Origin of the sequence: Cellulosimicrobium sp. JZ28 (assembly GCF_015327065.1) — a bacterium.
GTDB classification, from domain to species: Bacteria; Actinomycetota; Actinomycetes; order Actinomycetales; family Cellulomonadaceae; genus Cellulosimicrobium; species Cellulosimicrobium funkei.
On sequence record NZ_CP017660.1, the window covers coordinates 3,451,251 to 3,472,497 of the forward strand.

General features: G+C 75.0%; 20 protein-coding genes. 6 read left to right on the forward strand and 14 right to left on the reverse strand.

All coding sequences use genetic code 11. The features are described 5' to 3' along the window. Positions 1 to 28 precede the first annotated feature (28 nt). Positions 29 to 475, reverse strand: coding sequence for a PASTA domain-containing protein (locus BJP59_RS15490; protein WP_163188778.1), 447 nt, complete (start codon positions 473 to 475; stop codon positions 29 to 31). A gap of 137 nt (positions 476 to 612) precedes the next feature. On the opposite strand from BJP59_RS15490, the gene BJP59_RS15495 reads away from it, so the two are divergent. The 3 genes from BJP59_RS15495 to BJP59_RS19905 all read left to right on the forward strand — a co-directional run bounded on the left by BJP59_RS15495 (position 613) and on the right by BJP59_RS19905 (position 3,221). Further along, positions 613 to 1,569, forward strand: a complete 957-nt coding sequence (locus BJP59_RS15495; protein ID WP_228485104.1) for a hypothetical protein — start codon at positions 613 to 615, stop codon at positions 1,567 to 1,569. Positions 1,570 to 1,671: 102 nt separating this feature from the next. Continuing rightward, on the forward strand, positions 1,672 to 2,199 hold the full coding sequence (locus BJP59_RS15500; protein ID WP_076404404.1) for an Hsp20/alpha crystallin family protein: 528 nt from the start codon (positions 1,672 to 1,674) through the stop codon (positions 2,197 to 2,199). A gap of 287 nt (positions 2,200 to 2,486) precedes the next feature. Beyond that, positions 2,487 to 3,221: an excalibur calcium-binding domain-containing protein gene (locus tag BJP59_RS19905; RefSeq protein WP_228485105.1), complete on the forward strand. Its 735-nt coding sequence runs from the start codon at positions 2,487 to 2,489 to the stop codon at positions 3,219 to 3,221. Positions 3,222 to 3,226: 5 nt separating this feature from the next. Here the strand turns inward: BJP59_RS19905 and BJP59_RS15510 are convergent, their stop codons facing one another. Next, positions 3,227 to 3,724, reverse strand: a complete 498-nt coding sequence (locus BJP59_RS15510; RefSeq protein ID WP_194521358.1) for a heme-degrading domain-containing protein — start codon at positions 3,722 to 3,724, stop codon at positions 3,227 to 3,229. A 25-nt stretch (positions 3,725 to 3,749) separates the two neighbouring features. On the opposite strand from BJP59_RS15510, the gene BJP59_RS15515 reads away from it, so the two are divergent. Then, positions 3,750 to 5,120: an ADP-ribosylglycohydrolase family protein gene (locus tag BJP59_RS15515; RefSeq protein ID WP_228485106.1), complete on the forward strand. Its 1,371-nt coding sequence runs from the start codon at positions 3,750 to 3,752 to the stop codon at positions 5,118 to 5,120. 40 nt (positions 5,121 to 5,160) lie between these two features. Here BJP59_RS15515 and BJP59_RS15520 read toward each other — a convergent pair whose 3' ends face one another. The 7 genes from BJP59_RS15520 to BJP59_RS15550 form a co-directional block, all read right to left on the reverse strand. Further along, entirely contained in the window at positions 5,161 to 7,311 is a 2,151-nt protein-coding gene (locus tag BJP59_RS15520) for a purple acid phosphatase family protein (RefSeq protein WP_194521360.1), read from the reverse strand. Between the two features lie 234 nt (positions 7,312 to 7,545). Beyond that, complete coding sequence (locus BJP59_RS19910) at positions 7,546 to 9,117, reverse strand: collagen-binding domain-containing protein (protein WP_228485450.1); 1,572 nt, start codon at positions 9,115 to 9,117, stop codon at positions 7,546 to 7,548. A gap of 357 nt (positions 9,118 to 9,474) precedes the next feature. Further along, entirely contained in the window at positions 9,475 to 10,671 is a 1,197-nt protein-coding gene (locus BJP59_RS15530; protein WP_194521361.1) for a PaaX family transcriptional regulator C-terminal domain-containing protein, read from the reverse strand. Continuing rightward, complete coding sequence (kynU, locus tag BJP59_RS15535) at positions 10,668 to 11,954, reverse strand: kynureninase (RefSeq protein ID WP_194521362.1); 1,287 nt, start codon at positions 11,952 to 11,954, stop codon at positions 10,668 to 10,670. Before kynU ends, BJP59_RS15530 begins: the two co-directional genes overlap by 4 nt. Further along, complete coding sequence (locus BJP59_RS15540; protein ID WP_194521363.1) at positions 11,951 to 13,015, reverse strand: amidohydrolase; 1,065 nt, start codon at positions 13,013 to 13,015, stop codon at positions 11,951 to 11,953. The genes kynU and BJP59_RS15540 overlap by 4 nt, the downstream gene beginning before the upstream one ends. After that, positions 13,012 to 13,881 carry a tryptophan 2,3-dioxygenase gene (locus BJP59_RS15545; RefSeq protein WP_076404398.1) on the reverse strand — a complete coding sequence of 290 codons (870 nt, stop codon included), beginning with the start codon at positions 13,879 to 13,881 and terminating at the stop codon, positions 13,012 to 13,014. Before BJP59_RS15545 ends, BJP59_RS15540 begins: the two co-directional genes overlap by 4 nt. A 103-nt stretch (positions 13,882 to 13,984) precedes the next feature. Further along, positions 13,985 to 14,674: a histidine phosphatase family protein gene (locus BJP59_RS15550; RefSeq protein WP_194521364.1), complete on the reverse strand. Its 690-nt coding sequence runs from the start codon at positions 14,672 to 14,674 to the stop codon at positions 13,985 to 13,987. Between the two features lie 79 nt (positions 14,675 to 14,753). On the opposite strand from BJP59_RS15550, the gene BJP59_RS15555 reads away from it, so the two are divergent. Next, positions 14,754 to 15,695 carry a ribonuclease Z gene (locus tag BJP59_RS15555; protein ID WP_031316540.1) on the forward strand — a complete coding sequence of 314 codons (942 nt, stop codon included), beginning with the start codon at positions 14,754 to 14,756 and terminating at the stop codon, positions 15,693 to 15,695. A 60-nt stretch (positions 15,696 to 15,755) separates the two neighbouring features. Here the strand turns inward: BJP59_RS15555 and BJP59_RS15560 are convergent, their stop codons facing one another. Then, positions 15,756 to 16,181 (reverse strand): ChaB family protein, encoded by a 426-nt coding sequence (locus tag BJP59_RS15560; protein ID WP_194521365.1) that lies wholly within the window; start codon positions 16,179 to 16,181, stop codon positions 15,756 to 15,758. A gap of 115 nt (positions 16,182 to 16,296) precedes the next feature. Between BJP59_RS15560 and BJP59_RS15565 the strand changes: the two genes are divergently transcribed. Beyond that, positions 16,297 to 16,968 carry a hypothetical protein gene (locus BJP59_RS15565; RefSeq protein ID WP_194521366.1) on the forward strand — a complete coding sequence of 224 codons (672 nt, stop codon included), beginning with the start codon at positions 16,297 to 16,299 and terminating at the stop codon, positions 16,966 to 16,968. 93 nt (positions 16,969 to 17,061) lie between these two features. Here the strand turns inward: BJP59_RS15565 and BJP59_RS15570 are convergent, their stop codons facing one another. The 4 genes from BJP59_RS15570 to BJP59_RS15585 form a co-directional block, all read right to left on the reverse strand. Then, positions 17,062 to 17,847, reverse strand: a complete 786-nt coding sequence (locus BJP59_RS15570; RefSeq protein WP_228485107.1) for a glycerophosphodiester phosphodiesterase — start codon at positions 17,845 to 17,847, stop codon at positions 17,062 to 17,064. Further along, positions 17,844 to 19,232 carry an ABC transporter substrate-binding protein gene (locus BJP59_RS15575; protein ID WP_194521367.1) on the reverse strand — a complete coding sequence of 463 codons (1,389 nt, stop codon included), beginning with the start codon at positions 19,230 to 19,232 and terminating at the stop codon, positions 17,844 to 17,846. The genes BJP59_RS15570 and BJP59_RS15575 overlap by 4 nt, the downstream gene beginning before the upstream one ends. A 101-nt stretch (positions 19,233 to 19,333) precedes the next feature. Next, positions 19,334 to 20,242 (reverse strand): carbohydrate ABC transporter permease, encoded by a 909-nt coding sequence (locus tag BJP59_RS15580; protein WP_053370565.1) that lies wholly within the window; start codon positions 20,240 to 20,242, stop codon positions 19,334 to 19,336. Then, positions 20,239 to 21,138, reverse strand: a complete 900-nt coding sequence (locus tag BJP59_RS15585; RefSeq protein ID WP_064315648.1) for a carbohydrate ABC transporter permease — start codon at positions 21,136 to 21,138, stop codon at positions 20,239 to 20,241. Before BJP59_RS15585 ends, BJP59_RS15580 begins: the two co-directional genes overlap by 4 nt. Positions 21,139 to 21,247 lie beyond the last annotated feature (109 nt).

Consider the following 21,247-nt stretch of genomic DNA (forward strand, 5'->3'; position numbering starts at 1 on the left):
ACTGCGACCGGTCCCGTGCGGGACAGTCTCACGGGCACGTCTCGTCGAGCTTGACCGCCGCCAACGTCACCACCGTCGAGATCGGTACCACCGCACCCGGCGCCGGGTCCTGCGCGCAGACTGTCCAGTTCGAGTCGTCGATCGCGAGACGCTCCAGACCCGTCGCGTCCTGCTGATCCATCACGTAAGAGTCCATGGTCTGCAGCAGGTCCTGGGCATCCTGGAGGTTCTGGCCGACCACCGCCGGCATGGTGAACGTCTGCTCCGTGGCGCCGGTGGCACCGGAGCCCGCGTCAGCCGTCGTGGGCTGCTCCGGAGCGCTCTCCTCGGCCATTGTGGGCTCTGGTCCCGTGCCCTGCGCCTCCGCTTCTTGCGTCTCGGTCACCGTCACCGTCGCGGGTTCCGCAGGGCTTCCCGTGCACGCCGTGAGCGACACCATCGCCACCCCGACAAGACCCCAGAATCGTCGTTTCATCATTCCCCCTCGCCAGCCTGACCTCCAGAGTCCCCCAGCCTTCGAGGCCGCGGACAGGGCCGAGCGGGTGAATTGCTGCTCGGCCCTCACGAACGTGGCCAGAGCACGGCGGCCCCCGGGGTGCGACGCTGGGAGTCATGACCACGCGCGGCACGGGAGACGGCATGACCGACGACGCGCTCGACGTCGACGCGCTCGTCGACGGCCTCTTCGCACTCCCGCTCGAGCAGTTCGTCGTGGCGCGCACGGCCGCCGCGAAGCGGGTCAAGGCGTCGGGCGACGCGGTCGGTGCGGAGCGCGTCGGCCGGCTCACGAAGCCGACGGTGGCGGCGTGGGTCGTGAACCAGGTGGCGCGCGAGCGGCCGGACGACGTCGCCGCGCTCGTGAGCCTCGGGGACGAGCTGCGCGACGCGACGGCCGACCGCGACCGCACCCGCCTGCGCACGCTCGACCGGCTGCGGCGCGAGCGGGTGGAGCGCGTCGTCGGGGAGGTGCGCGACGCGGGCGAGATCGCGGGCCGTGCGGTGTCCGGGACGGCGGTCGACCGGCTCGCGGAGACTCTCACGGCAGCGGTGATGGACCCGGACGCGGGCGCGCTCGTCCGAGCAGGCCGGTTGTCGCAGGCGCTCCAGCACGTCGGGTTCGGGATCGTCGACGAGGGCGGCGAGCCGGCCGACGTCGTCGAGCTGCGCGCGCGCACGGGCGCAGTCACGGACGGCGGCGGGACGACCGACGGCGACGAGGAGCCCCCGGCCGACGCCGAGGAGGAGGACGCCCAGGAGGCGGCCGAGCGCGAGGTCGAGGAGAGCGCGGCCGAGGTCGACCGGCTGGAGGCCGAGCGCGACGACGCCGGCACCCGCGCGCGCGAGGCGGGGGACGCCGTCGGGCAGGTGGAGGACGAGCTCGCCCGCGTCGAGGACGAGCTCGCGCGGCTCGCCGACGAGCGCGAGGCGCTGCGCGCCCGCCTGAGCGACGCGCGGGACGCGGAGTCCGCCGCGCGGGAGGCGCTCGACGCGGTCGACGAGCGGCTCGACGCCGCCGAGGAGCGCGCCGCGGCCGCGCGCAAGGCCCGCCGGGCGGCGCGCCGCCGCTGAGGCCGTTCGTCGTGCGCGAACTCGGGACTGAGCGGGGCACGCTCAAGGTTGCACAGGTCAGACGCCACGGCCCCCGTGGCACGACCGACCTGGAGGACCACCATGATCAGCACCTACACCGTGGCGCCGTTCCGTCCGCTCCCCACCGAGCGGCTCGTGCGCCAGCTCTGGACGCGCCCGTCCGGCGCGGGCGTCGCCCCCACGGGCTTCGCGCCCGCCGCCGACGTCTACCGCGAGGGCGACGACCTCGTCGCCCGCTTCGACCTGCCGGGCGTCGACCCGGAGCGCGACGTCACCGTCGAGCTCGAGGGTCGCCGGCTCGTCGTCCGCGGCGAGCGTCGTGACCAGCGCGTCGTCGAGGCTCCGGCCGAGGAGGCGTCCGACGACGCCGAGCAGGCCGAGGGCGAGCAGCCCGCGGCGGGCACCGACGAGGCGGCCGAGGCCGCCCCGGCCGGGCGCCGCGTCCGCGAGGTCCGGTTCGGCGAGTTCCGCCGCACCGTCACCCTGCCGAAGACCGCGGAGGCCGACGCCGTCCGCGCGTCCTACGACGCGGGCGTGCTCACCGTGACCGTCGCCGGCGTGTTCGCCGGCCGCGCTCCCCAGCGCATCGAGGTCACGCGCGCGGCCTGACGCCGCACCGCCGGCGCGACGCCCGACGTCGCGCCGGCCCTCCGACCCGGCCGCGCACGCCCCTGCGCGGTCGGACGGCGGGGCCGGCACCCTCGTGGTGCCGGCCCCGACCGCTCTCTCGCACGGCTCACGGGACCGACGTCCCCGACCGGGCGTCTGACGTCCTTTCACCCCGTCACGCCCTCCCCGAGGCGGCTGACCGCGCGTTAGCGTTCACCTCACATCCCCAGGAGGGTTCGGTCGTGCCCGTCGACGTCGACGCGGCGACCGCGAGACGAGGACGACGCATGGCCCTGAGATTCAACGCCCCTCCCGGCTGGCCGGTGGCCCCCGGGGACTGGCGCCCCGAGCCGGGCTGGACCCCGGACCCTGCCTGGCCGTCCGCGCCCGAGGGTTGGACGTTCTGGGTCGAGGACACCACCACCGCACCGTCGACCGGGGCCGCGCGGCCTCGACGCGGGCGCCGGGCGGCCCTGCTGACCGCAGCGGGCGTCGCCCTGTTCGTCGTCGGGCTGCTGGTCGGACAGGGCAACTCGGGCCGGGCGCTCGACGAGGCGAGGACCCTCGTCGCGCAGGCGGCCGACGAGCAGGACGCGGTCGAGGGCGAGCGCGCCGAGCTGGACGCCGAGCGGACCGCGCTCGAGGAGCAGACGGCCGCCGCACAGGCGACCCAGGCCGAGCTGGACGAGCGGGCGACGGCGCTCCAGACGTCGGAGGCCGATGTCGCGGCGCGCGAGGGTGCGGTCGCGACCGTCGAGGCCGACCTGGCGACCCGGGTGTCCGACGTCGAGGGCCGCGAGGCGGCCGTCGCCCAGGCGGAGGCGGCCGCCGCCGCGGCCCGCTCGACCCAGCAGTCCCGGCCCAGCGCCCCGGCCGGGGTCGCGGACACCGGGGGCAGCACGTCCACGTACTACCAGAACTGCGACGCGGTGCGGGCCGCCGGCGCGGCTCCGCTGCTCCGTGGCGAGCCGGGCTACGCCCCCAAGCTCGACCGCGACGGCGACGGCGTCGCCTGCGAGTAGGTGCGTCAGCCTTCGGTCGCGCCTGCGCGGCCGAGGAACGACCGCAGCGCCTCGGTGACGAGCGCGTGGTCGTCGCCCTGCGCGAGCCCGGACACGGTGACGACGCCGACGATCCCGACGCCCTCGACCCGGACGGGGAACGCGCCGCCGTGCGCGGCGTACTCCTGGAGCGGGAGGTCGTGCTTCTCGTTGAACGACGTCCCCTTCGCCCGTGCCCGCAGGCCCACGAGGTACGACGACGCCCCGAACCGCTCGACGACGCGCACCTTGCGCTCGACCCACGTGTCGTTGTCCGGCGTCGTGCCCGCGCGCGCGGCGTGGAACACCTGCTGCGGCCCCTTGCGGACGTCGATCGTCACGGGCAGGTCGCGCTCGTCGGCGAGCTCGACGAGCAGGCAGCCGAGCCGCCACGCGTCGTCGTGCGTGAAGGCGCGGAGCACGAGGTCGCGCTCTTCCGCCTCGACGGAGGCGACGAGGGCGGCGAGGTCGTCGGGCGTCGTCATGCGGTCATCGTGGCACGATCACGACGTGACGACGACGCCCGTTCCCCGCCCGGCAGCCCTCGACCCGCTCGACCACGGCCTGCTCGACCGCGCGTCGGGGGTGCTGCTCGCGCAGGCGGCGGGCGACGCGCTCGGCGTGCCGTACGAGTTCGCGCAGCCGCCCGGGCCCGGGCACCGTGACGAGGTCGCGGTCATGCGCGGGGGCGGGCTCGGCCCGTACGCCCCCGGCGAGTGGAGCGACGACACCCAGATGTCGGTGTGCGTCGCGCGCGTGACCGCGGCGCACGACGTCCTCTCCCCCGTGCCGGACGCGTTCGGGGCGACGCCGCTCGACGAGGTCGCGGCCGCATTCGAGGCGTGGCGCACCGGGGGCGCGACCGACGTCGGGACGCAGACCGCCGCCGTGCTGCGCGACGCCGCCGCCCGCCGGGGACCTGCCGCGACGCGCCTGCGCGAGGCGTCCGCCGCGCTCCATGCGGCGACCGGTCGCACGGCGGGGAACGGCGCGCTCATGCGGACGGGCGTCGTCGGGCTCGTCGCGCTCGGCGACCGGGACGCGACCGCCCGCGCGGCGCGCACCGTCGCGGAGATCACGCACACCGACCCGCTCGCCGCCGAGTCGTGCGTGCTGTGGTCGGAGGCCGTGCGCGTCGCGGTGACGGAGCAGCGGCTCGACGTGCGGGCCGGCCTCGACCTGCTCGGCCCGGAGGCCGCGGCGCGCTGGTCGGCGTGGGTCGCGGACGCGGAGTCCGCCCGGCCCGTGGCCGACCTCCGGCAGAACGGCTTCACGGTGACCGCGCTCCAGGCGGCGTGGCGCGCGATCGCGACGACGTCCCCGCCGGAGCGCTCGCGGTTCGCGGGTCGGGACCACCTGGTGGCGGCGCTCCAGGCCGCGGTCGCCGTCGGCGGCGACACCGACACCGTCGCCGCGATCGCCGGGAGCCTGCTCGGCGCGCGCTACGGCGCCCGCGCGGTGCCCGACGAGTGGTCCGCGGCCGTCCACGGCTGGCCCGGGGTCGGCCGCCGCGTGCTCACGGCGCTGGCGCGCCGCACCGCCCAGGGCGGCCTCGTGCGCTCCGAGGCGCTCGTCCTGCCCGACGGCGACGCGCGCCCCGTGCAGCACTGCCCGCTGTGCGGGACGCTGCTCCGCGAGAACCCCCGCTACCCGCGCCACGTGTGCGGGTGGTGCGCGCAGGACGTCACCGACGAAGCGGGCCGTCCCGTCGTCCTGGCGAACGCGACCATCACGGGCGGGTACACCGCGCAGCGCCCGGACGGCTTGCCCGCGTCGTCCGACGTGCTCGCGGGGAGGGTCTGGATCGACGGCGTCGCACTCCGTGCGCAGGAGGCCCGGTTCGGCGGGGTCGTCGTGCAGCCGCTCGACGACCCCGCCTGAGCCGGCAGCGCGCTCGCGCTCCAGGCCCGGGGGCGTGGCCTCAGCCGCAGGAGACCGCCGGGAAGGCGACGTCCTGGGCGGAGGAGGCGCCGCCGTCGGGCAGGGTGCCCGTGACGGTGACGGACCCGGCGTCCGCGGCGACCGCCCGCGTCGAGAACGACTGGTATGCAGACTTGCCCGGCGCGACCGCCGCGACCGTGCGCGTGCCGAACGGCGTCGCGAGGGTGACGTCGGCCGGGATGTCACCGGTGTTCGTGGCGCGGACCGCGACGTACGCGGTGCCCGCGAGGCAGCGGGTGCTGGTCTCGACGGCGAGCGCGGGGCCCGCCTCGTCCTCGCGTCGGAGCGTCACCCGGTCGACGACGCGCTGCGACCCGGTCGCGTAGGTGGTGACGGTGAGCGACGTGGGCGTGACGTCGAGGTCGGAGTAGCTGGCCTCGCGCGACTGCTCCCAGCGCGCCGTCCACAGCTTGGCGCCGTCGAAGTCGTAGAACTTCGAGCCCGACGACGAGTTGCCCGTCAGGTAGAGGACCTGGTCCTCGTCCGGGGTGAGGACGTCGCCCTCGGCCGGCGCCGCGGCCGGGACGACCGGCGTCGCGCCCTCCATGAGGTACGAGCGCGTGTAGATGTGGTCGTGGCCCGCGAGGACGAGGTCGACGCCCAGGTCGCTGAAGACGGGCGACAGGGCCTCGCGCAGGCGCACCACGTCGGTGTCGCGCGAATGGAACGCCTGGCTGTAGAGCGAGTGGTGGAACGTCACGACGACCCAGTCGTACGCGTCGCCGTGCGTGCCGACCACGTCGCGCAGGAACGCCTCGTGCCCCGCGATCTGCGTCGCGGACGAGTCGTTCGAGTCGATCGCGACGACGAGCACGTTGTTGTACGCGTACCAGTAGTCGCGGCGCTGCTCGGTCGAGAGGTTCGGCATCGCGTAGTGCTGGTCGTAGAGCGCCGACGCGGTGTCGTGGTTGCCGTCCTGGACGGCGAAGCGCAGCTCGCGCATCTGGCGCGGCGCGAGGAAGCCCGCGTACTGCTGGCTGCTGCCCGCGTTCTCGACCTGGTCGCCCGCGGAGATGAGGAACGCGGTGTCCGGGTGCCGCTCGGTCATGGTGTCGAGGTTGGCGGCCCAGCGCGCCGCGTCGTTCGCGGCGTTGCCGCTCGCACCGATCTGCGCGTCGCCGACGAACAGCGCGGAGAACTCGTCCCCGAACGTCCCCGTCGTGAACGTCGACGGCTCGGACCAGCCGGCCGCCGCGCTGCCCACGCGGTACACGTACGCCGCGTCCTCCTCGAGCCCGGTGATCGTGGCGTGGTGGTACGTCGCGCCGTCCGCGGCCGCACCACTCCGGGACGACGACGTCGGGGCCGTCCGCCAGTCGACCTCGCCGCCCGTCTCGTCGGCTCGGGCCCACTGCACCTCGCCCGCGCCGGGCAGCGTCGAGAACCACGCGACGTTGGCCTGCGTCTCGTCCGCGCCGACGTTCAAGGCGACGTCGCGGACCTCGCCGTGCGTCGGGACGAGCGAGCGGACGTCGAGGTAGATGTCCGAGCTCGTCGGCGCGTCCTGGTAGAGCGCGACGGAGATCGTGTTCTCGCCGGGCTCGAACGCGTCGGCCGGGACGACGAACGTGCCCGTCACCGGGTCCGTGCGGCCGTTGCCGTGGTACTGGAGGTTCTCGGTGATCTTCCGGTCGTCGTCGCCGAGGCGCACGACCTCCTCGCCGTTCACGTAGACGATCGCGGCGTCGTCGTAGACGATCTCGCCCTCGAACGCCGGGACGCCGTCGAGGTCGGCCGCGGTGAGCTCCACGTCGGTGCGGAAGAAGAACGTGGGGACGTCCGTCGTCGTGCCCTCGATGTACTGGGTGAGGAGCGTCGTGATCGGGAAGGCGGCGCCGATACCCGTCGCTGCGCCGCGCTTCGCGCCGAACGCGCCCGTCGCGGACCTCCACGCGGAGTCGTCGAAGGCGGTGGTCGTCCACACGCGCTGGTCCACGGCGGATCCCGCCGGGTTCGTGTTGTCGTCGAGGTAGCGCCAGGTCGTGCCGGACGTCGAGAGCAGGGACTCGTCGGCGGCGGCCGTCGAGGTCGCGGTCGCGGCGACGAGCGCCGTGCCGACGAGCGAGACGGCGAGCGCCGACGCCGCCGCGCGCGCGAGCGCGCCGGGCAGCCGGGAGGCGTGCGGGTTCATGGGTTCCTTCGCAGGTCAGGGGTCCGCGCGGCGACGACCGTCGGACCACCGTGGCGGCGTCGGACCCGTGGTGGGAAGCGCTGTCACAGTAGGGAGCGGGGATGGCTCCCACGCGTCGTCGCGGTGAACGCGCGGCGGCGGCCAGATGGCCGTCCTCCGCCCGGCCCGGGAGACGCACGACGCCGCGCCCCGGAAGGGACGCGGCGTCGAGGCCTGCGACGAGGGGAAGGCGGCTCAGGCGCCCCGGCGCCGCCGGAGGACGAGGACCCCCGTGCCGAGCGCGACGAGCAGGAGCGCGGCGATCGCGACACCGGCGGCCTGCACGCCGGTCGTCGCGAGACCACCCGTGCCACCGTCGGCCGGTGCTCCCGGCACGTCGGGCGTGCCCGGCACGTCGGGCGTGCCCGGCACGTCGGGCGTCGTGGGCACGGTCGGGCGCGTGGGGTCGGTCGGGACCGCGGGATCGGTCGGCGTCGTCGGTGTGGTCGCGCCCGGCTCGTCGGCGGTGTTGGTCAGCTCCACGGCGACGGCCGCGCTCGTGGAGACCTCCACGCGCACCGTGCCGTCGTCGCCCGGCTCGACCGTGCCACCGTCGACCTGCCACGTCGGCGCGCCCCACTCCACGCCCTCGACCGTGGGGAAGTCGGGCTCGCCCAGCACCACCTCGGCCCCGAGCGGGAGGTCGTCGAGGGTCGCCGTACCGTCCACGGGGAGCGTGAGCTCGCCCGCCGACCCGTCGACGGCGTACGCGACGGTGAACGCGGTGCCCGCGGGGACGACCGAGGCGGCGTCGCCCAGCACCCGCTTGGTCACCGTGAGGCTGCCGCTCTCGGCGGGCACGGTGCCGCACGGGATCGACCCGGCGAAGAGGTAGGCGTGCGCCTCCCCGCCGAGCAGGGTGAGGTCGCGCGCCACGACCTGCCCGTCGAGCGGGGACGCCTCGACGGTGAGGTCGGCGGTCGGCGCGTACACCGACCCGTCCAGGCGTGCCCCGCCGGCACCGAGCGTGACCGGGCCGTCGAGCCGCGACAGGTCCCACATCACGAACGAGGCCGCCTTGCCTGCCTCGCCGAACACGGAGCCCTTCAGGTCGGTCGTCCCGGCGGGGACGGAGACGATGAGCGGGGCGTCGGCCGACGGGAGCACGCCGTCGGCGAACTGCACGGTGTACGCGTCCGCGATCGCCGCGTAGTCGACGACGTTCGGCCGCCCGGCGTCGAGCGGGGAGAGGACGACGCGGTCGCCGACGTCCTCCGTCACGGAGAGCACGTGCGCCGCGCCGCTCGGCACGAGGTCGGCGAGGCACCGGCGGACCTCGGCGGCCCCCGTGGCGCCCGTCTCGACGTACGCCGCCACGGAGCCGCGCTCCGTCGCCACCGTCGCGGCGCCGTCCGGCCACTTCTGGTTCGTGGCGTCGACGGCGGGCGAGTCGTCGAGCGCCGTGCGGTACCGCACCCAGTCGGCGCGCTGGTACGTGCCGAACGCCGGGTCGTCACCCACGACCTTGAGGTAGCCCCGGAGCGCTGCACCCCGGTCCGCGGGCGCCCCGCCGTTCGTGATCTGGACCGTCCCCGACGTCGGCGCGTAGCCACCGACGAGGAGACGGGTGGGGTCGCCGTCGACGGTGGGGATCGTGTAGTCGGCCGTCCCGGCCGCCTGGTGGAGGATCGCGTACATGCCCCCGTCGGCGCGGACGGAGAGCTCGCCGCCGACCGCGACCGAGCCCTCCGTCTCGTGGTTGCCGAGGTGGGCGTCCTCGCGGGCGTAGACGCTGAACCCCCGGCCAGGTCGAAGGGGTTCACCGATGCGTCGGCGGCGACGGCGCCCGACGCGGGCAGCACGAGCGCGGCACCCGCCAGCGCGACGACAGCAGCGGCAGCGGTGCGGCGCCGACCGGGACGAGTAGTTGACTGCGGCAACAGAAGTGAGGGCAGCATCGAGCGGACAGCTCCATCAGGTGGGGGAAGGGTCGGTCCCGACGGACCGGGTCCAGCCCGTCCCTCTCACCGTAGGCCGAACTGGACGAGCGTCCAGAACGCGTGCCGGGTGAAGTCGCGCCGATGTGATCGACCCCACCTCACCGTGCGCACGGGCAGCCGGACCTGTCGGTCATGTCGGGCGTCCGAGGAGCCTCGAGAGGCTGCGCGTGCGCGCGGCCCCAGGTCAGGAGATGACGAGGCTCGCGATCAGCCCGTCGCGCAGGCGGACGGTGAACGTGCCTGGCCCGTTGTACCCGTCCCCCGAGACCGTGAGGTCGAGCAGCACCTCGTCGGGTGCGGCCCCCGGCCGCAGCCCGGAGACGTCGAAGTGCGAGCGCTTGCCGATGTTGTCCGTCCGGTCCCAGCTCGCGAGCTCGGTGCGGCCGCGGAAGCGGCGGCTCCCGTCGTCGAGGACGGCGTCCGCGGTGAACGCGGTGAGAAACCGGGCGGTGTCGCCTGCGTTCGTCGCCTCGACGAGGGTCCGCACCGCAGCCGGGAGGTCCTGCGTCACGTCGCTCATCCCCTCACTGTGCTCCCCTCGACGCCCGACGACGACCCGGACGTGGCGAGACGCGGCGTCCGCGAGCCCGCGCCCGAGACGGTCGAACAGCGCGACGCTCGCCGTCCCCGGCCAGTCCGCGGGCAGCGCGGCAGACGGCAGCCCGGGGTCGGCGTACGGGATCGGGCGCCAGTCGTCCACGGCGCGCACCCAGCGCGCGAACGCGTCGCGCGGCTCGTCCGCTCGCGTGGACGGGGCGCCGTCGGCTCCCGCGTCGTCGTGCCGGGCGAGGAACGTGCGGTGCAGCGCCGCGACCCGGTCGAGGTCCCACCAGCGCGCCGCCGCGTCCGCGAACGACCCCGCGACGCGCGGCGCCCCCGCGAGGAACACCGTCGCGGCGTCGCGGACCTCCAGCGCCACGAGGATCTCCTCGACCTCGTCCACGAGGTGACCGGGCGTGATCCACAGCCCGTCCGCGACGCTCCCGGCGCCGATCCACGCGAGGTGCCGGCGCAGCTGGTGCCGCGCGTCGCGCCGCTCCTCGGGCAACGAGTACGACACGAGGCACCACGGGTCGCCGCCGCCCTGCTGCCGGTAGCCGAAGATGCGCCGGTCGCCGCGCGCGAGCATGGGCCCGGCGTCGGGCGCGAGCCGGTACCCGGCGCGGCCGTCGTCGAGCGTCTCGGGCACGAGCAGACCCTTGGCCTTGACGCGCGAGACCGCGCTGCGCGCCCCCGCGGGCGGCACGCCGAGCGCGCCGAGCAGGTCGACCAGGTCCGCCACCGCGACCGCACCGCCCAGGTCCCGGACGTACAGCCCGACGACGGTGCGCAGCAACGACGTCGTGCTCCCGGGCCGGGAGTCGAGGTCGTCGAGGATCACGCGGACCGGGCCGCGCCGGGCGCGGTCGTGCGGTCGAGGACCTCGGCCAGGGCGTCGCGCACCGCCTCGACACCGACGCGCACCTCGTCGAAGCTCGTCGAGAGCGGGGACAGGCCGAGGCGCAGGCCGTTCGGGCGGCGGAAGTCGGGGATCACGCCGCGCTCCCAGAGCAGCGGGAGCGTGGCCTCGAACGCGTCGTGGTCGACGGTCACGTGGCTCCCCCGGCGCTCGGGGTCGCGCGGCGACGCGTACCGGGCGCCGAGCGGGAGCACCAGGTCGTCCACGAGGGCGGTCGCGTGCTCGGTGAGCGCGACGGACTTCGCGCGGACCGCCGCCATCCCGGCCGCGTCCACGAGGTCGAGCATGTCCTGCATCGCGAGCATCCCGACGATCGCGGGCGTCCCCGAGAGGAAGCGCCGGACGCCGTCGTGCGGCGCGTACGCCGGACCCATCTCGAACGGCGCCGCGCTCCCCATCCAGCCCTGGATCGGCTGGGTGAGCGCGCCCTGGAGGTCGGCGCGCACGTAGCCGAACGCGGGCGCGCCGGGACCCCCGTTGAGGTACTTGTACGTGCAGCCCGCCGCGAGGTCGACGCCCCACGCGTCGAGCTCGACGGGGACCGCGCCCGCGGAGTGGCACAGGTCCCACAGGACGAGCGCCCCGGCATCGTGCGCGAGGGTCGTGATCGCGGCGGCGTCGCTCACGTACCCCGACCGGTACGCGACGTGGCTGAGCAGCACGAGCGCGGTGCGGTCGGAGAGGACCTCCGCCACCTGCGCCGGGGTCACGCCGCCGTCGTGGTCGGGCGTGATCCACCGCAGCGTCGCGCCGTGCTCGCGCGCGACGCCCTCCAGCACGTACCGGTCCGTCGGGAAGTTCCCGGCGTCGAGCACGATCTCGTCGCGGCCCGCGACCTGCGGCGCCGAGAGCGCGGCGCGCACGAGCTTGTAGAGGATCACGGTCGTCGAGTCCCCGACGAACGTCTGGCCCGCTGCCGCGCCGAGCGTCACCGCACCGATCCGGTCGCCCAGCGTCAGCGGGAGCTCGTACCACTCCTCGTCCCAGCCGCGGATGAGCCGCGCTCCCCAGACGTCGGTCGCGAACCGCGCGAGCCGTTCCGCCGACGCGCGCGTCGGACGGCCGAGCGAGTTCCCGTCGAGGTAGGCGGTGACCTCGTCGGAGTCGACGAACGCGTCGCGGAACCGCGCGAGCGGGTCCGCCGCGTCGAGCGCGGCCGACCGCGCGGCGTGGTCGGTGGTCGTGCCGTCGGTGCGGTCGGTCATCGCGTGTCCTCCGGGGTGCGGGGTGCGCGCGGCGCACCGTGGGGCTCGGGTCGCGCCACGACGACGGCGCGCGCGAACCACGCGGCCACGTCGTCGGGGTCGTCGAGGTCGGGCGGGTCGCCGGGGACCCAGGTCGCGACGCCGTCCGGGTCGGGCGCGGCGCCGTCGTGCGCGATCGCGCCCAGGAGGGCGTGCGCGTCGAGGCCGGCCTCCGCGAGCGCCCGCAGCTCGCGGGCGTTCACACCGGGCGGGAGCGGGCCGTTGCCGAGGTCGGTGCCGTAGACGACCGTCCCGCCGAGCGCGACGAACCGCCGCGCGTTGTCGATCGCGACGTCCTGCTCGGCCGTCGGGCTCCCCCACCCGTGCACGTCGAGCGTGCTCACCCAGCTCACCCGGCTCACCTGACCCACCCGGCCACTCCCCGCCCCGCCGAGCACGGGGTGACGGTCGCCATCCGGCTCATCTCGCCCGTCACCCCGTGCTCGACCGCGTGGAAGGTCGTGCTCGGCGGGGCGGGGCGTGGCCATCGCCGCCAGGAGGTTCTCGGGCAGGCGCTCGCTGAACGGGGCGTGCGCCAGCCGGTCGAGGCCTGCCTCGAACGCGCGGGCCGCCATGCCGCGCCCCTCCACGTGCGCGACGACGTCCCGGCCCCGCGCGTGGGCGTGGCCGACGAGCGCGGCGAGGGTGACGTCGTCGGGCACCGGGCCGGCGCCGGAGTGCAGGGCGACCTTGACGAACGACGTCCCCGCGGCGACCTGGCGGTCGACGGCGGCGACGGCCGCCTCGGGCGAGCCGACCTCCTCGACGGACCCGGCGGGCGCCCACGACCGGTCCGACGGGTAGCCGCCGGGGGCGGTGAGGAACGCGCCCGCGAACGCGACCGCCGGGAAGCCGGGGCGCCCGGGCCACGTGCGCGCGACGTCGGGCACCCACCCGAGGTCGTGCACGACGGCGATCCCGCCGCGGCGCACCGCGACCGGGTCGACGAGGCCGAGGTGCACGTGCGCGTCCGCGAGCGGCGGGAGCCAGGTGCCGCCGTCGCCCGCCCGGCCGAGGCTCACGACCGCCCGATCTCGGTGCGGACGGCGAACAGCTCGGGGAAGAAGGTGAGGTCGAGGGCGCGCTGGAGGAAGCCGACGCCGCTCGACCCGCCCGTGCCGCGCTTGGTGCCGATGATGCGCAGCACCGTCTTCATGTGGCGGAACCGCCAGAGCTGGAAGTTGTCCTCGAGGTCGACGAGCTCCTCGCACGTCTCGTACGCGGACCAGTACGTCTCCGGGTCGTCGTAGATGCGCCGGAAGACCTCGACCAGGTCGTCGTCGAGCGTGTGCGCCACCGTGACGTCGCGGTCCAGGACGCGCTGCGGGACGTCGTGGCCGTGCCGCGCGAGGTGGCGCAGGAACTCGTCGTAGACGCTCGGCTCGGCGAGCAGGCGGGCGAGCTCGGCGCGCGCGTCCGGCTCGGCGTCGAACACGTCGAGCATGCGCGCGTTCTTGTTGCCGAGCAGGAACTCGACCGCGCGGTACTGCCACGACTGGAAGCCGGACGCGTGCCCGAGGAACCCGCGGAACTGCGCGTACTCGCTCGGGGTGAGGGTCGCGAGGACGGACCACTGCTCGGTGAGCGTGCGCTGCACGTGCTTGACGCGCGCGACGCGCTTGAGCGCGGCGCCCAGCTCGTCGGCGGCGAGCAGGTCGCGCGCGGACAGGAGCTCGTGCAGCACGAGCTTGAGCCAGAGTTCCGTCGTCTGGTGCTGCACGATGAACAGCATCTCGTCGTGGTGCTCCGGGTCGCTCACGGGCTCCTGCGCGGCGAGCAGCGTGTCGAGGTGCAGGTACGACCCGTACGTCATCTGCTCGCGCAGGTCCGTGACGATGTCGGACTCGAGCGCGCGCTCGTTCGGCGCGGGCAGCGGTGCGTCGGCCATCCGTCGAGCATATGTCACGAACGTGACGACCGCTAGATCCGTGCGATGCGTCGGGATGTCGCAATGCTCCGATCATTGCGTCATTCCGACCGGGTGGTAGGGGTCAGTCGTCCGCCGCGGCGCGGCGCTCCTCCTCGTCGACGGACTCGCCCGTCGGGTCCTCCGCGACGAGGTCGTCGAGGAACGCGCCGCCCAGCGGCCCGTCGCTCAGCCCGACGAACCGCCAGCCCGACGCCGGGTCCCCCTCGACCTCGACGAGCCCGGTGTTCGCGAGCGGGGTCCACGCGAGCCGGTCGACGTCGACGCTCGCGGCGCGCGCGCACGCCCACGCGCGGATCGCCGCGCCGTGCGACACGACGACGGCGGTCTCCCACCCGGTCCGCGCGACGGCGGCGAGGGCGTCGTCGTACCGGTCGAGGAACTCGGTGCCGTCGGGGCCGCCGGGCACCCGCCGGTCGGGCTCGCCGCGGCCCCAGGCGAAGACCGTCTCCAGGTAGAGGGCGTGGTCGTCGTGGTCGGCGGACATCTCCAGGTCGCCCGCGTCGACCTCGCGCAGGCCGTCGAGCTCGAGCGGCTCCAGACCGTGGTGCTCGACGAGCGGCGCCGCCGTGAGGTGCGTGCGCACGAGCGTGGACACCGCGACGCCGTCGACCACGCGGCCCGAGAGCGCGTCCGGGATCGCCGCCGCCTGGCGCGCCCCGAGGGCGGTGAGGCCCGGCCCGGGCAGGGCGGTGTCGAGCAGGCCGGCGACGTTGGACGGGGTCTGTCCGTGACGGACGAGCAGCAGGCGCATGGTTCTCCGGTTCTCGGGTGCGGGGGTCTCCTGCCACCCTACGAGCCCGGCAGCGAGCGCGGCGTGGCACGCTGGGCGCATGTCCCGCCGCGAGCTCGTCGTCCTGGGGACGGCCAGCATGGTCCCGACCCGCACGCGCAACCACAACGGGTACGTCCTGCTCTGGGACGACGAGGCGATCCTCTTCGACCCCGGCGAAGGCACCCAGCGGCAGATGACGTTCGCCGGGGTGTCGGCGACCGACCTCACGCGCATCGCGATCACCCACCTGCACGGCGACCACAGCCTCGGGCTCGCGGGCGTCTCCCAGCGCATCAGCGGCGACGGGGTGCGGCACACGATCGGGGTGACCTACCCGGCGTCGGGCCAGCGGTGGGTGAACCACCTGCTCGACGCGAGCGCCCACTACCGCCGCGGCCACCTGGAGCTCCAGCCGGTCACGACGGACGGCGTGCTCCCGCCCGTCCCCGGCCGCCCCGAGCCGGGCTTCACGCTCCGCGCCGAGCGTCTCGACCACACGATCGAGGCCGTGGGCTACCGCCTCGACGAGCCCGACGGCCGCTCGCTCGACCCCGCGCTCCTCGCCCGCCACGGGCTCGCGGGGCCGGTCGTGGGCGAGTTGCAGCGCGCGGGCCGCGTCACGACGCCCGGCGGGCGGACCGTCACCCTCGACGACGTGAGCGGCCCCCGGCCCGGCCAGTCGTTCGCGTTCGTCATGGACACGCGCCTGTGCGACGCCGTGCACCGGCTCGCGGACGGCGTCGACCTGCTCGTCATCGAGTCGACGTTCCTCGACCACGACCGCGAGCAGGCCGAGCGCTGGGGCCACCTCACGGCCCGGCAGGCCGCGACGGTCGCGGCCGAGGCGGGCGTCCGGACGCTCGTCCTCACGCACTTCTCCCAGCGGTACCCCGACCCGACGGAGTTCTGGCGCGAGGCCCGCGAGGTGTTCGACGGCGACCTCACCGTCGCGCAGGACCTCGACCGCGTGCGGGTCCCCCACCGCCGTCGGCCCGCCTGACCCCGACGAGCCACCACGGCTCTACCTCGCGGAACCAGGGCTGGTCGCGGGGTTTGCAGGTCAGTCGCCGCGGGCGCGGCGGGTCGCGCGGTCGTTGGCGCGCTGGATCGCCTCGACGAGCTCGTCCTTGGTCATGGTCGACCGGCCGTCGACGTCGAGCCGGCGGGCGACGTCGAGCAGGTGCTCCTTGGTCGCGTTCGCGTCGACGCCCCCGGCGGTGTCCGTGGTCGAGTCGAGCCCACCCTCCTCGGCGCGCTCGTCGGACGGGCCGGGCTCGTCCTTCGGCTCCCAGTGGTCGCCGATCTTCTCGTGCGTGTGCTTGAGCGCGGCGAACGCCACGCGCCGCGCGCGCGCCTCGGAGCCGTACTGCTCCCTCGCGGCGTCGTAGGCCTTCGCGAACGTGCGCTGCGCCTTCTCGTCCGAGCGCTGCAGCGTGCTGGGGATCTCGGACTGCTTCGCGTCGCCGTCACGCGTCGTCTTCGGCACGGGTCACCTCCTGCTGCCCGACGGCGGTCGCCGCCTCCCCCGAGCGTCCCGCCCCGGGCGACGGCTCGCGCGCCGAACGGGGGCGGGCGCGCCGGGCGCGGCCTACGCTGCCGGGATGTCGAGCGTCCTGCGGTTCCGCGGCCGCATCGCGGGCTGGGGCACGGCGTCCGGGACGCGGGTCGTCGTCGGGCGCTGGGACGTGTCGCCGTTCGGCGCGTTCGCCGACGTCATGGTCGAGCGGCCCGACGGCGAGCGCCTCCTCCTCGCGCCGTCGCGCCCCGTCGCGGAGCTCGTCACGTCGACCTACCGCTTCGACCGGGTCGTCCTGGTGCCGGTCGCCGTCACGGACGAGCCGGCCCACGCCGTGCCCGCTGCCGCCCGCGACCACGCGGCGGGTGCGCGACCGGGCCGCGGCCGCCTGCCGGGCTGGCACGTGGTGGCCGGGCCGCTCGAGGCGCGGCTCGCCGTCGGGCCGCGGACGGCCCTGGGTCACGTGCTGCGCGCGGTGCCGCACCGCGTCGCGACGTCGCGGCACGCGACCGTGCTCACCGACCCCCTCGCGCGCGTGCTGCTGCGCGGGGTCCGGACGCGGGGCAGCGCGGGGCCGGGACGCACCGAGCACTACGGCGCGACCGACGTCCGCGCGCTCGTCGCCGCGCAGACGTGCTGGGACGGGACGTCGTTGGGCGACCTGCGCGACGTCGTCCCGCCGGTCCGGTTCGGCTTCGGGTCGACCCCGCCCCGGCCGAGCGTGACCGACGTCGTCACGACCATCGTCGTGCGCTGACCCCGGGAGGCGTCCGCGGCGGGACGCGAGACCGGGGCCGCGCGCCGGACGACGAGCGTCCGGCGCGCGACCCCGGTGCGACCGGTCCGGGCCTCAGACCCCGCGGGCCGCGAGCCAGCCTGCGAGCCGGTCGGGACGGTCGGTGATGATCGCATCCACCCCGAGGTCGACCGCGGCGGCCCAGTGCGCGGGCTCGTTGAGCGTCCAGACCGCGACCTCGAGACCGGCGTCGTGCAGGCGCTGCACCAGGCCCGGGTCCTCCAGGAGGAGCGCCCCCATGGGGTTGCACGTCACGACGTCGAGCTCGGCGCACCGCGCGAGCACGTCGTCGTCGAGCGCCACGACGAGCAGCCCACGGCGCAGGCCCGGGTCGGCCTCGCGGAGCGCCGCGACCGTCTCGGGCCAGAAGCTCTGCGCCACGACCCGGTCGGCGAGGCCCGCGAAGCGGATCGGCCCGGTGACGCGCCGCACCTGCTCGGCCGTCCACGACCCCTTGAGCTCGAGCAGCAGGTCGGTGCCCGGCCGCCGCACGAGGAGGTCGACGACCTCGCCGAACGTCGGCACGCGCTGGCCGCCGAACGCCGGGGAGAACCACGACCCGGCGTCGAGCGCCCGGATCGCCGCGCGGTCGAGCCGTGCGACCGTGCCGCTGCCGGACGTCGTCGCGTCCACGGTGTCGTCGTGGATGACGACGGGCTCGCCGTCGGCCGTGAGCTGCACGTCGATCTCGATGCTGTGCGCACCGGCCCGCCACGCCGCCTCGAACGCGGCGAGCGTGTTCTGCGGCGCGACGGAGCTGTTGCCGCGGTGCGCGATCACGCGCGGGCGCGCGGCCCGGTCCGGCACCGAGCCCGTGGGCGCGAGGGCGGTCGCCGTCACAGGTACGGCTCCACGTTCTCGCTGTACGCCGTCTCGATGCGCGGCGCGACGGACTCGAACGCGGCCGCCGGGTCGGCGCCCTCGATGACGATCTGCTCGATCGCCTCGTTGAGCAGCGCGTCGGCGCCCGGGATGAAGACGCGCGCGTCGTCCTGGGGGCGCGCCTTGTCGGCGAGCTGGTCGACGGCCGTGCGGAACTGCGGCGTCGCCTCGTAGATGGCCTTCATGGTGTCGGACTCGACGGCCGACGTGCGCACCGGCATGTAGCCCGTGTTCTGCGAGAAGTACGCGGTGTTCTCGGTGTTCGTGAGGAACGCGAGGAACATCGCCGCGGCGAGCTGCTGCTCGGGCGACTTCGACGCCGGGATGGCGAGCCCGGTGCCGCCGGTCGGGGTGCCGCCGCCGTCAGGGCCGTCGGGCAGGTAGGCCGTGCCGACCTCGAACGACGCCGCGTCGAGCGCGCCCTTGAGCGAGCCCGTCGAGCCGATGGTCGAGGCGATGAGACCCGACGAGAAGTCGACCATCGCGTCGTCCGCGGAGAGCGTCGCGACGCCCTTCTCGTGGAAGAGGTCGTGCAGGAACTGGCCGCCCGCGACCGACTCCTCGGAGTCGAGCGTGAGGTCGAACCCGTCGGAGTACGCACCGCCCTGGCCCCAGATCATGTTCTCGAACCACCACGCGCCCCACGACGGCCCGGTGGACAGGCCGAGCGTCGAGCCGCCCGACGGGACGAGCGGCTTGAGGGACGCGTCCCACTCCTCGAGCTCCGCCCACGTCTCCGGCCCGCGGTCGGGCAGGCCAGCCGCCGCCCACAGGTCCTTGTTGTAGTAGAAGAGCGGCGTCGAGCGCGCGTAGGGCACGGCCCAGTGCTGGTCGTCGTACTCGTAGTCCGCGTAGAGCGCGGGCTGGAAGTCGTCCGCGTCGGCGTCGACGAACTCGAGCACGTCGTCGAGCGGCAGGATCTGGTCGTTGAGGTGGTAGCGGAACCACCACACGTCGGACGCGATGACGACGTCGGGCAGCTCGTCGGTCTGCGAGGCGGCCTGGAAGCGCTGGGCCACCTCGTCGTAGTTGGCGCCCGCGGTCACGAGGTTGACCGTGATGCCGGACTCCTCCTCGAACCGGTCGATGAGCTCCTGCTCGATCTCCTGCGACGTGCCGGGGTGGTTGCTCCACCACGTGATCTCGGACGCGGGCTCGACGGCGGACCAGTCGACGGCCTCGGCCGCCGCGTCGTCGCCCCCGGTGCCGGCGCCGTCGGCCCCGGCCACGCTCGGGCCGGCGCACGCGGTGAGCGCGAGGGCGGTGACCGCCGTGAGGGCGGTGGCGGCGGCGCGGGCCCGACGGCGGCGCGCGGGCCGGCCGGGTGCGGTGCGGTGGGACACAGGTGCTCCTTCAGGTCGTGCACCGGGTGTCGGTGCGCTTCGGGAAACCCGGACCGCTGCGGGCGGGCCGGGGAGTCTGGTGTCGGGCGGGTGCGCGCGGGTCAGCCGGTGACGGCGCCCGCGGTGAGGCCCGCGACGAGGCGACGCTGCAGGACGAGGAAGACGACGAGGATCGGCAGCGTCACGACCACGGTCGCGGCGAGCAGCACGCCCCAGTTCGTCATGCCGTCGGTGTTCTGCAGCAGCGTGAGACCGACGGGGAGCGTCATCTTGTCCGGGCGGTCGATGACGAGGAACGGCCACAGGTAGTCGTTCCACTCCGTCACGACGGACACGAGCGCGACCGCCGCGAGCGTCGGCGTGCTCATCGGCACGACGAACCGCCAGAGCTTGCGCCAGTGCCCCGCGCCGTCGAGCTCGGCGGCCTCGAGGATCGAGCGCGGCAGCGTGAGGAAGTGCTGCCGGAACAGGAACGTCCCGAACGCGCTCGCCAGGCCCGGCACGAGGATGCCCTGGTAGGTATTGAGCCACCCGAGGCTCGCGACGAGCGTGTAGTTGGGGATGATCGTGATCTGCGGCGGGATCATGAGCGTCGCGATGACGAGCCCGAACACGACCTTCTTGAACGGGAAGTCGAGGAACACCAGCGCGTACGCGCACGTGAGGCCCAGCGCGACCTTGAGGCCCGCGCCCACGACCGTGATCCCGACGCTGTTGAGCAGCAGGCGCCCCAGCGGGATCGAGTCCGCGGCCTGCGCGTAGTTGTCGAGGTTCACGCTGCCCGGGAGCCACTGCAGCGGGACCGTGTACAGCTCGGCGGGCGTCTTCATGCTCGCGAGCACCATCCACACCAGCGGCGCGCCGAGCACGACGGTCGCGAGGACCAGGGCGAGGTACCCACCCGGCTGGAGGGCCCGGCGTCGGGCACGGGGTGCGCCCGACGGGCGGGGCGCGAGGGCGGCCGGCGTGGCGGGCGCCGTCTCGGGACGGGCGGGCGCGACGGCGCTCATGCGTAGTGGACCTTCCGCTGGACGAACCGCATCTGCACCGCGGTCACCGCGAGCAGCACGAGGAACAGGACCGTGGCGACCGCCGACGCGTACCCGGCGCGCCCGTTGACGAAGCTCTCCTCGTAGATCGAGTACATGAGGGTCGTCGTCGAGCCGAGCGGGCCGCCCTGCGTCATCGCCTTGATGATGTCGAAGGACTGGAGCGACGCGAGGAGCATCGTCACGACGAGGAAGAACGTCGTCGGGGTGAGGAGCGGCAGGACGATCGAGCGCAGCGTCCGGGCCGACGACGCGCCGTCGAGCGCGGCCGCGTCCTTGAGGTCCTGCGGAACGGACTGGAGGCCCGCCAGGTAGATGAGGGCGACGTACCCGAGGTTCTTCCACAGGTAGACCACGACGATCATCACGAGAGGCCACGGGCGCTGCGTGTACCACTGCGGCGACGCGACGCCGACCCAGCCGAGCAGCTCCTGGACCAGCCCGTAGCGCGGGTCGAACATGAACAGCCACAGGATCCCGACCGCGAAGCCCGACAGCACGTAGGGTGCGAACGCGACGGTCCGGGCCACTCCACGGCCCCGGAGCTTCCGGTTCAGGAGCAGCGCCAGGCCCAGGCCGAGGACCATCGCGCCGCCGACGGTCGCGAGCGTGAAGACGAGCGTCGTCGTGACGATGCGGCCCGTCGTCGGGGCGGTGAACCACTCGACGTAGTTGCCCAGCCCGACCGGCCGCGCGACCGGCGACCCGAGGTTCCACTGGAGCGTCGAGAGGTAGAAGCTCTGGAGCAGCGGCCGGTAGACGAACACCAGCAGCAGCAGGACGTTCGGGCCCGCGAGCAGGAGCGCCCACAGCAGGTTCCGCCGACGGCGGCGCGCGCCCAGGCGGCTGCGGTGCAGCGTCTGGACCTCGCGGTCGGTGCCCGACGACGTCGGGCCGGCAGGCGATCCCGGCGCGCCTGGGCGGGTCTCGCCCGGGCGGGCCGCGCCCGGGCGGACCGCGTCCGGG

Excerpts from the sequence above, each read along its gene's own strand:
- BJP59_RS15550 (WP_194521364.1), bottom strand. The coding sequence starts at position 14,674 with ATGCGCCTGCTGCTCGTCCGTCACGGACAGACCCCGTCCAACGTCGCC.
- BJP59_RS15580 (WP_053370565.1), bottom strand. The coding sequence starts at position 20,242 with ATGAGCGCCGTCGCGCCCGCCCGTCCCGAGACGGCGCCCGCCACGCCG.
- BJP59_RS15545 (WP_076404398.1), bottom strand. The coding sequence starts at position 13,881 with ATGGCCGACGCACCGCTGCCCGCGCCGAACGAGCGCGCGCTCGAGTCC.
- kynU (WP_194521362.1), bottom strand. The coding sequence starts at position 11,954 with ATGACCGACCGCACCGACGGCACGACCACCGACCACGCCGCGCGGTCG.
- BJP59_RS15565 (WP_194521366.1), top strand. The coding sequence starts at position 16,297 with ATGTCGAGCGTCCTGCGGTTCCGCGGCCGCATCGCGGGCTGGGGCACG.
- BJP59_RS15555 (WP_031316540.1), top strand. The coding sequence starts at position 14,754 with ATGTCCCGCCGCGAGCTCGTCGTCCTGGGGACGGCCAGCATGGTCCCG.
- BJP59_RS15500 (WP_076404404.1), top strand. The coding sequence starts at position 1,672 with ATGATCAGCACCTACACCGTGGCGCCGTTCCGTCCGCTCCCCACCGAG.
- BJP59_RS15520 (WP_194521360.1), bottom strand. The coding sequence starts at position 7,311 with ATGAACCCGCACGCCTCCCGGCTGCCCGGCGCGCTCGCGCGCGCGGCG.
- BJP59_RS15495 (WP_228485104.1), top strand. The coding sequence starts at position 613 with ATGACCACGCGCGGCACGGGAGACGGCATGACCGACGACGCGCTCGAC.
- BJP59_RS15510 (WP_194521358.1), bottom strand. The coding sequence starts at position 3,724 with ATGACGACGCCCGACGACCTCGCCGCCCTCGTCGCCTCCGTCGAGGCG.
- BJP59_RS15490 (WP_163188778.1), bottom strand. The coding sequence starts at position 475 with ATGAAACGACGATTCTGGGGTCTTGTCGGGGTGGCGATGGTGTCGCTC.
- BJP59_RS19905 (WP_228485105.1), top strand. The coding sequence starts at position 2,487 with ATGGCCCTGAGATTCAACGCCCCTCCCGGCTGGCCGGTGGCCCCCGGG.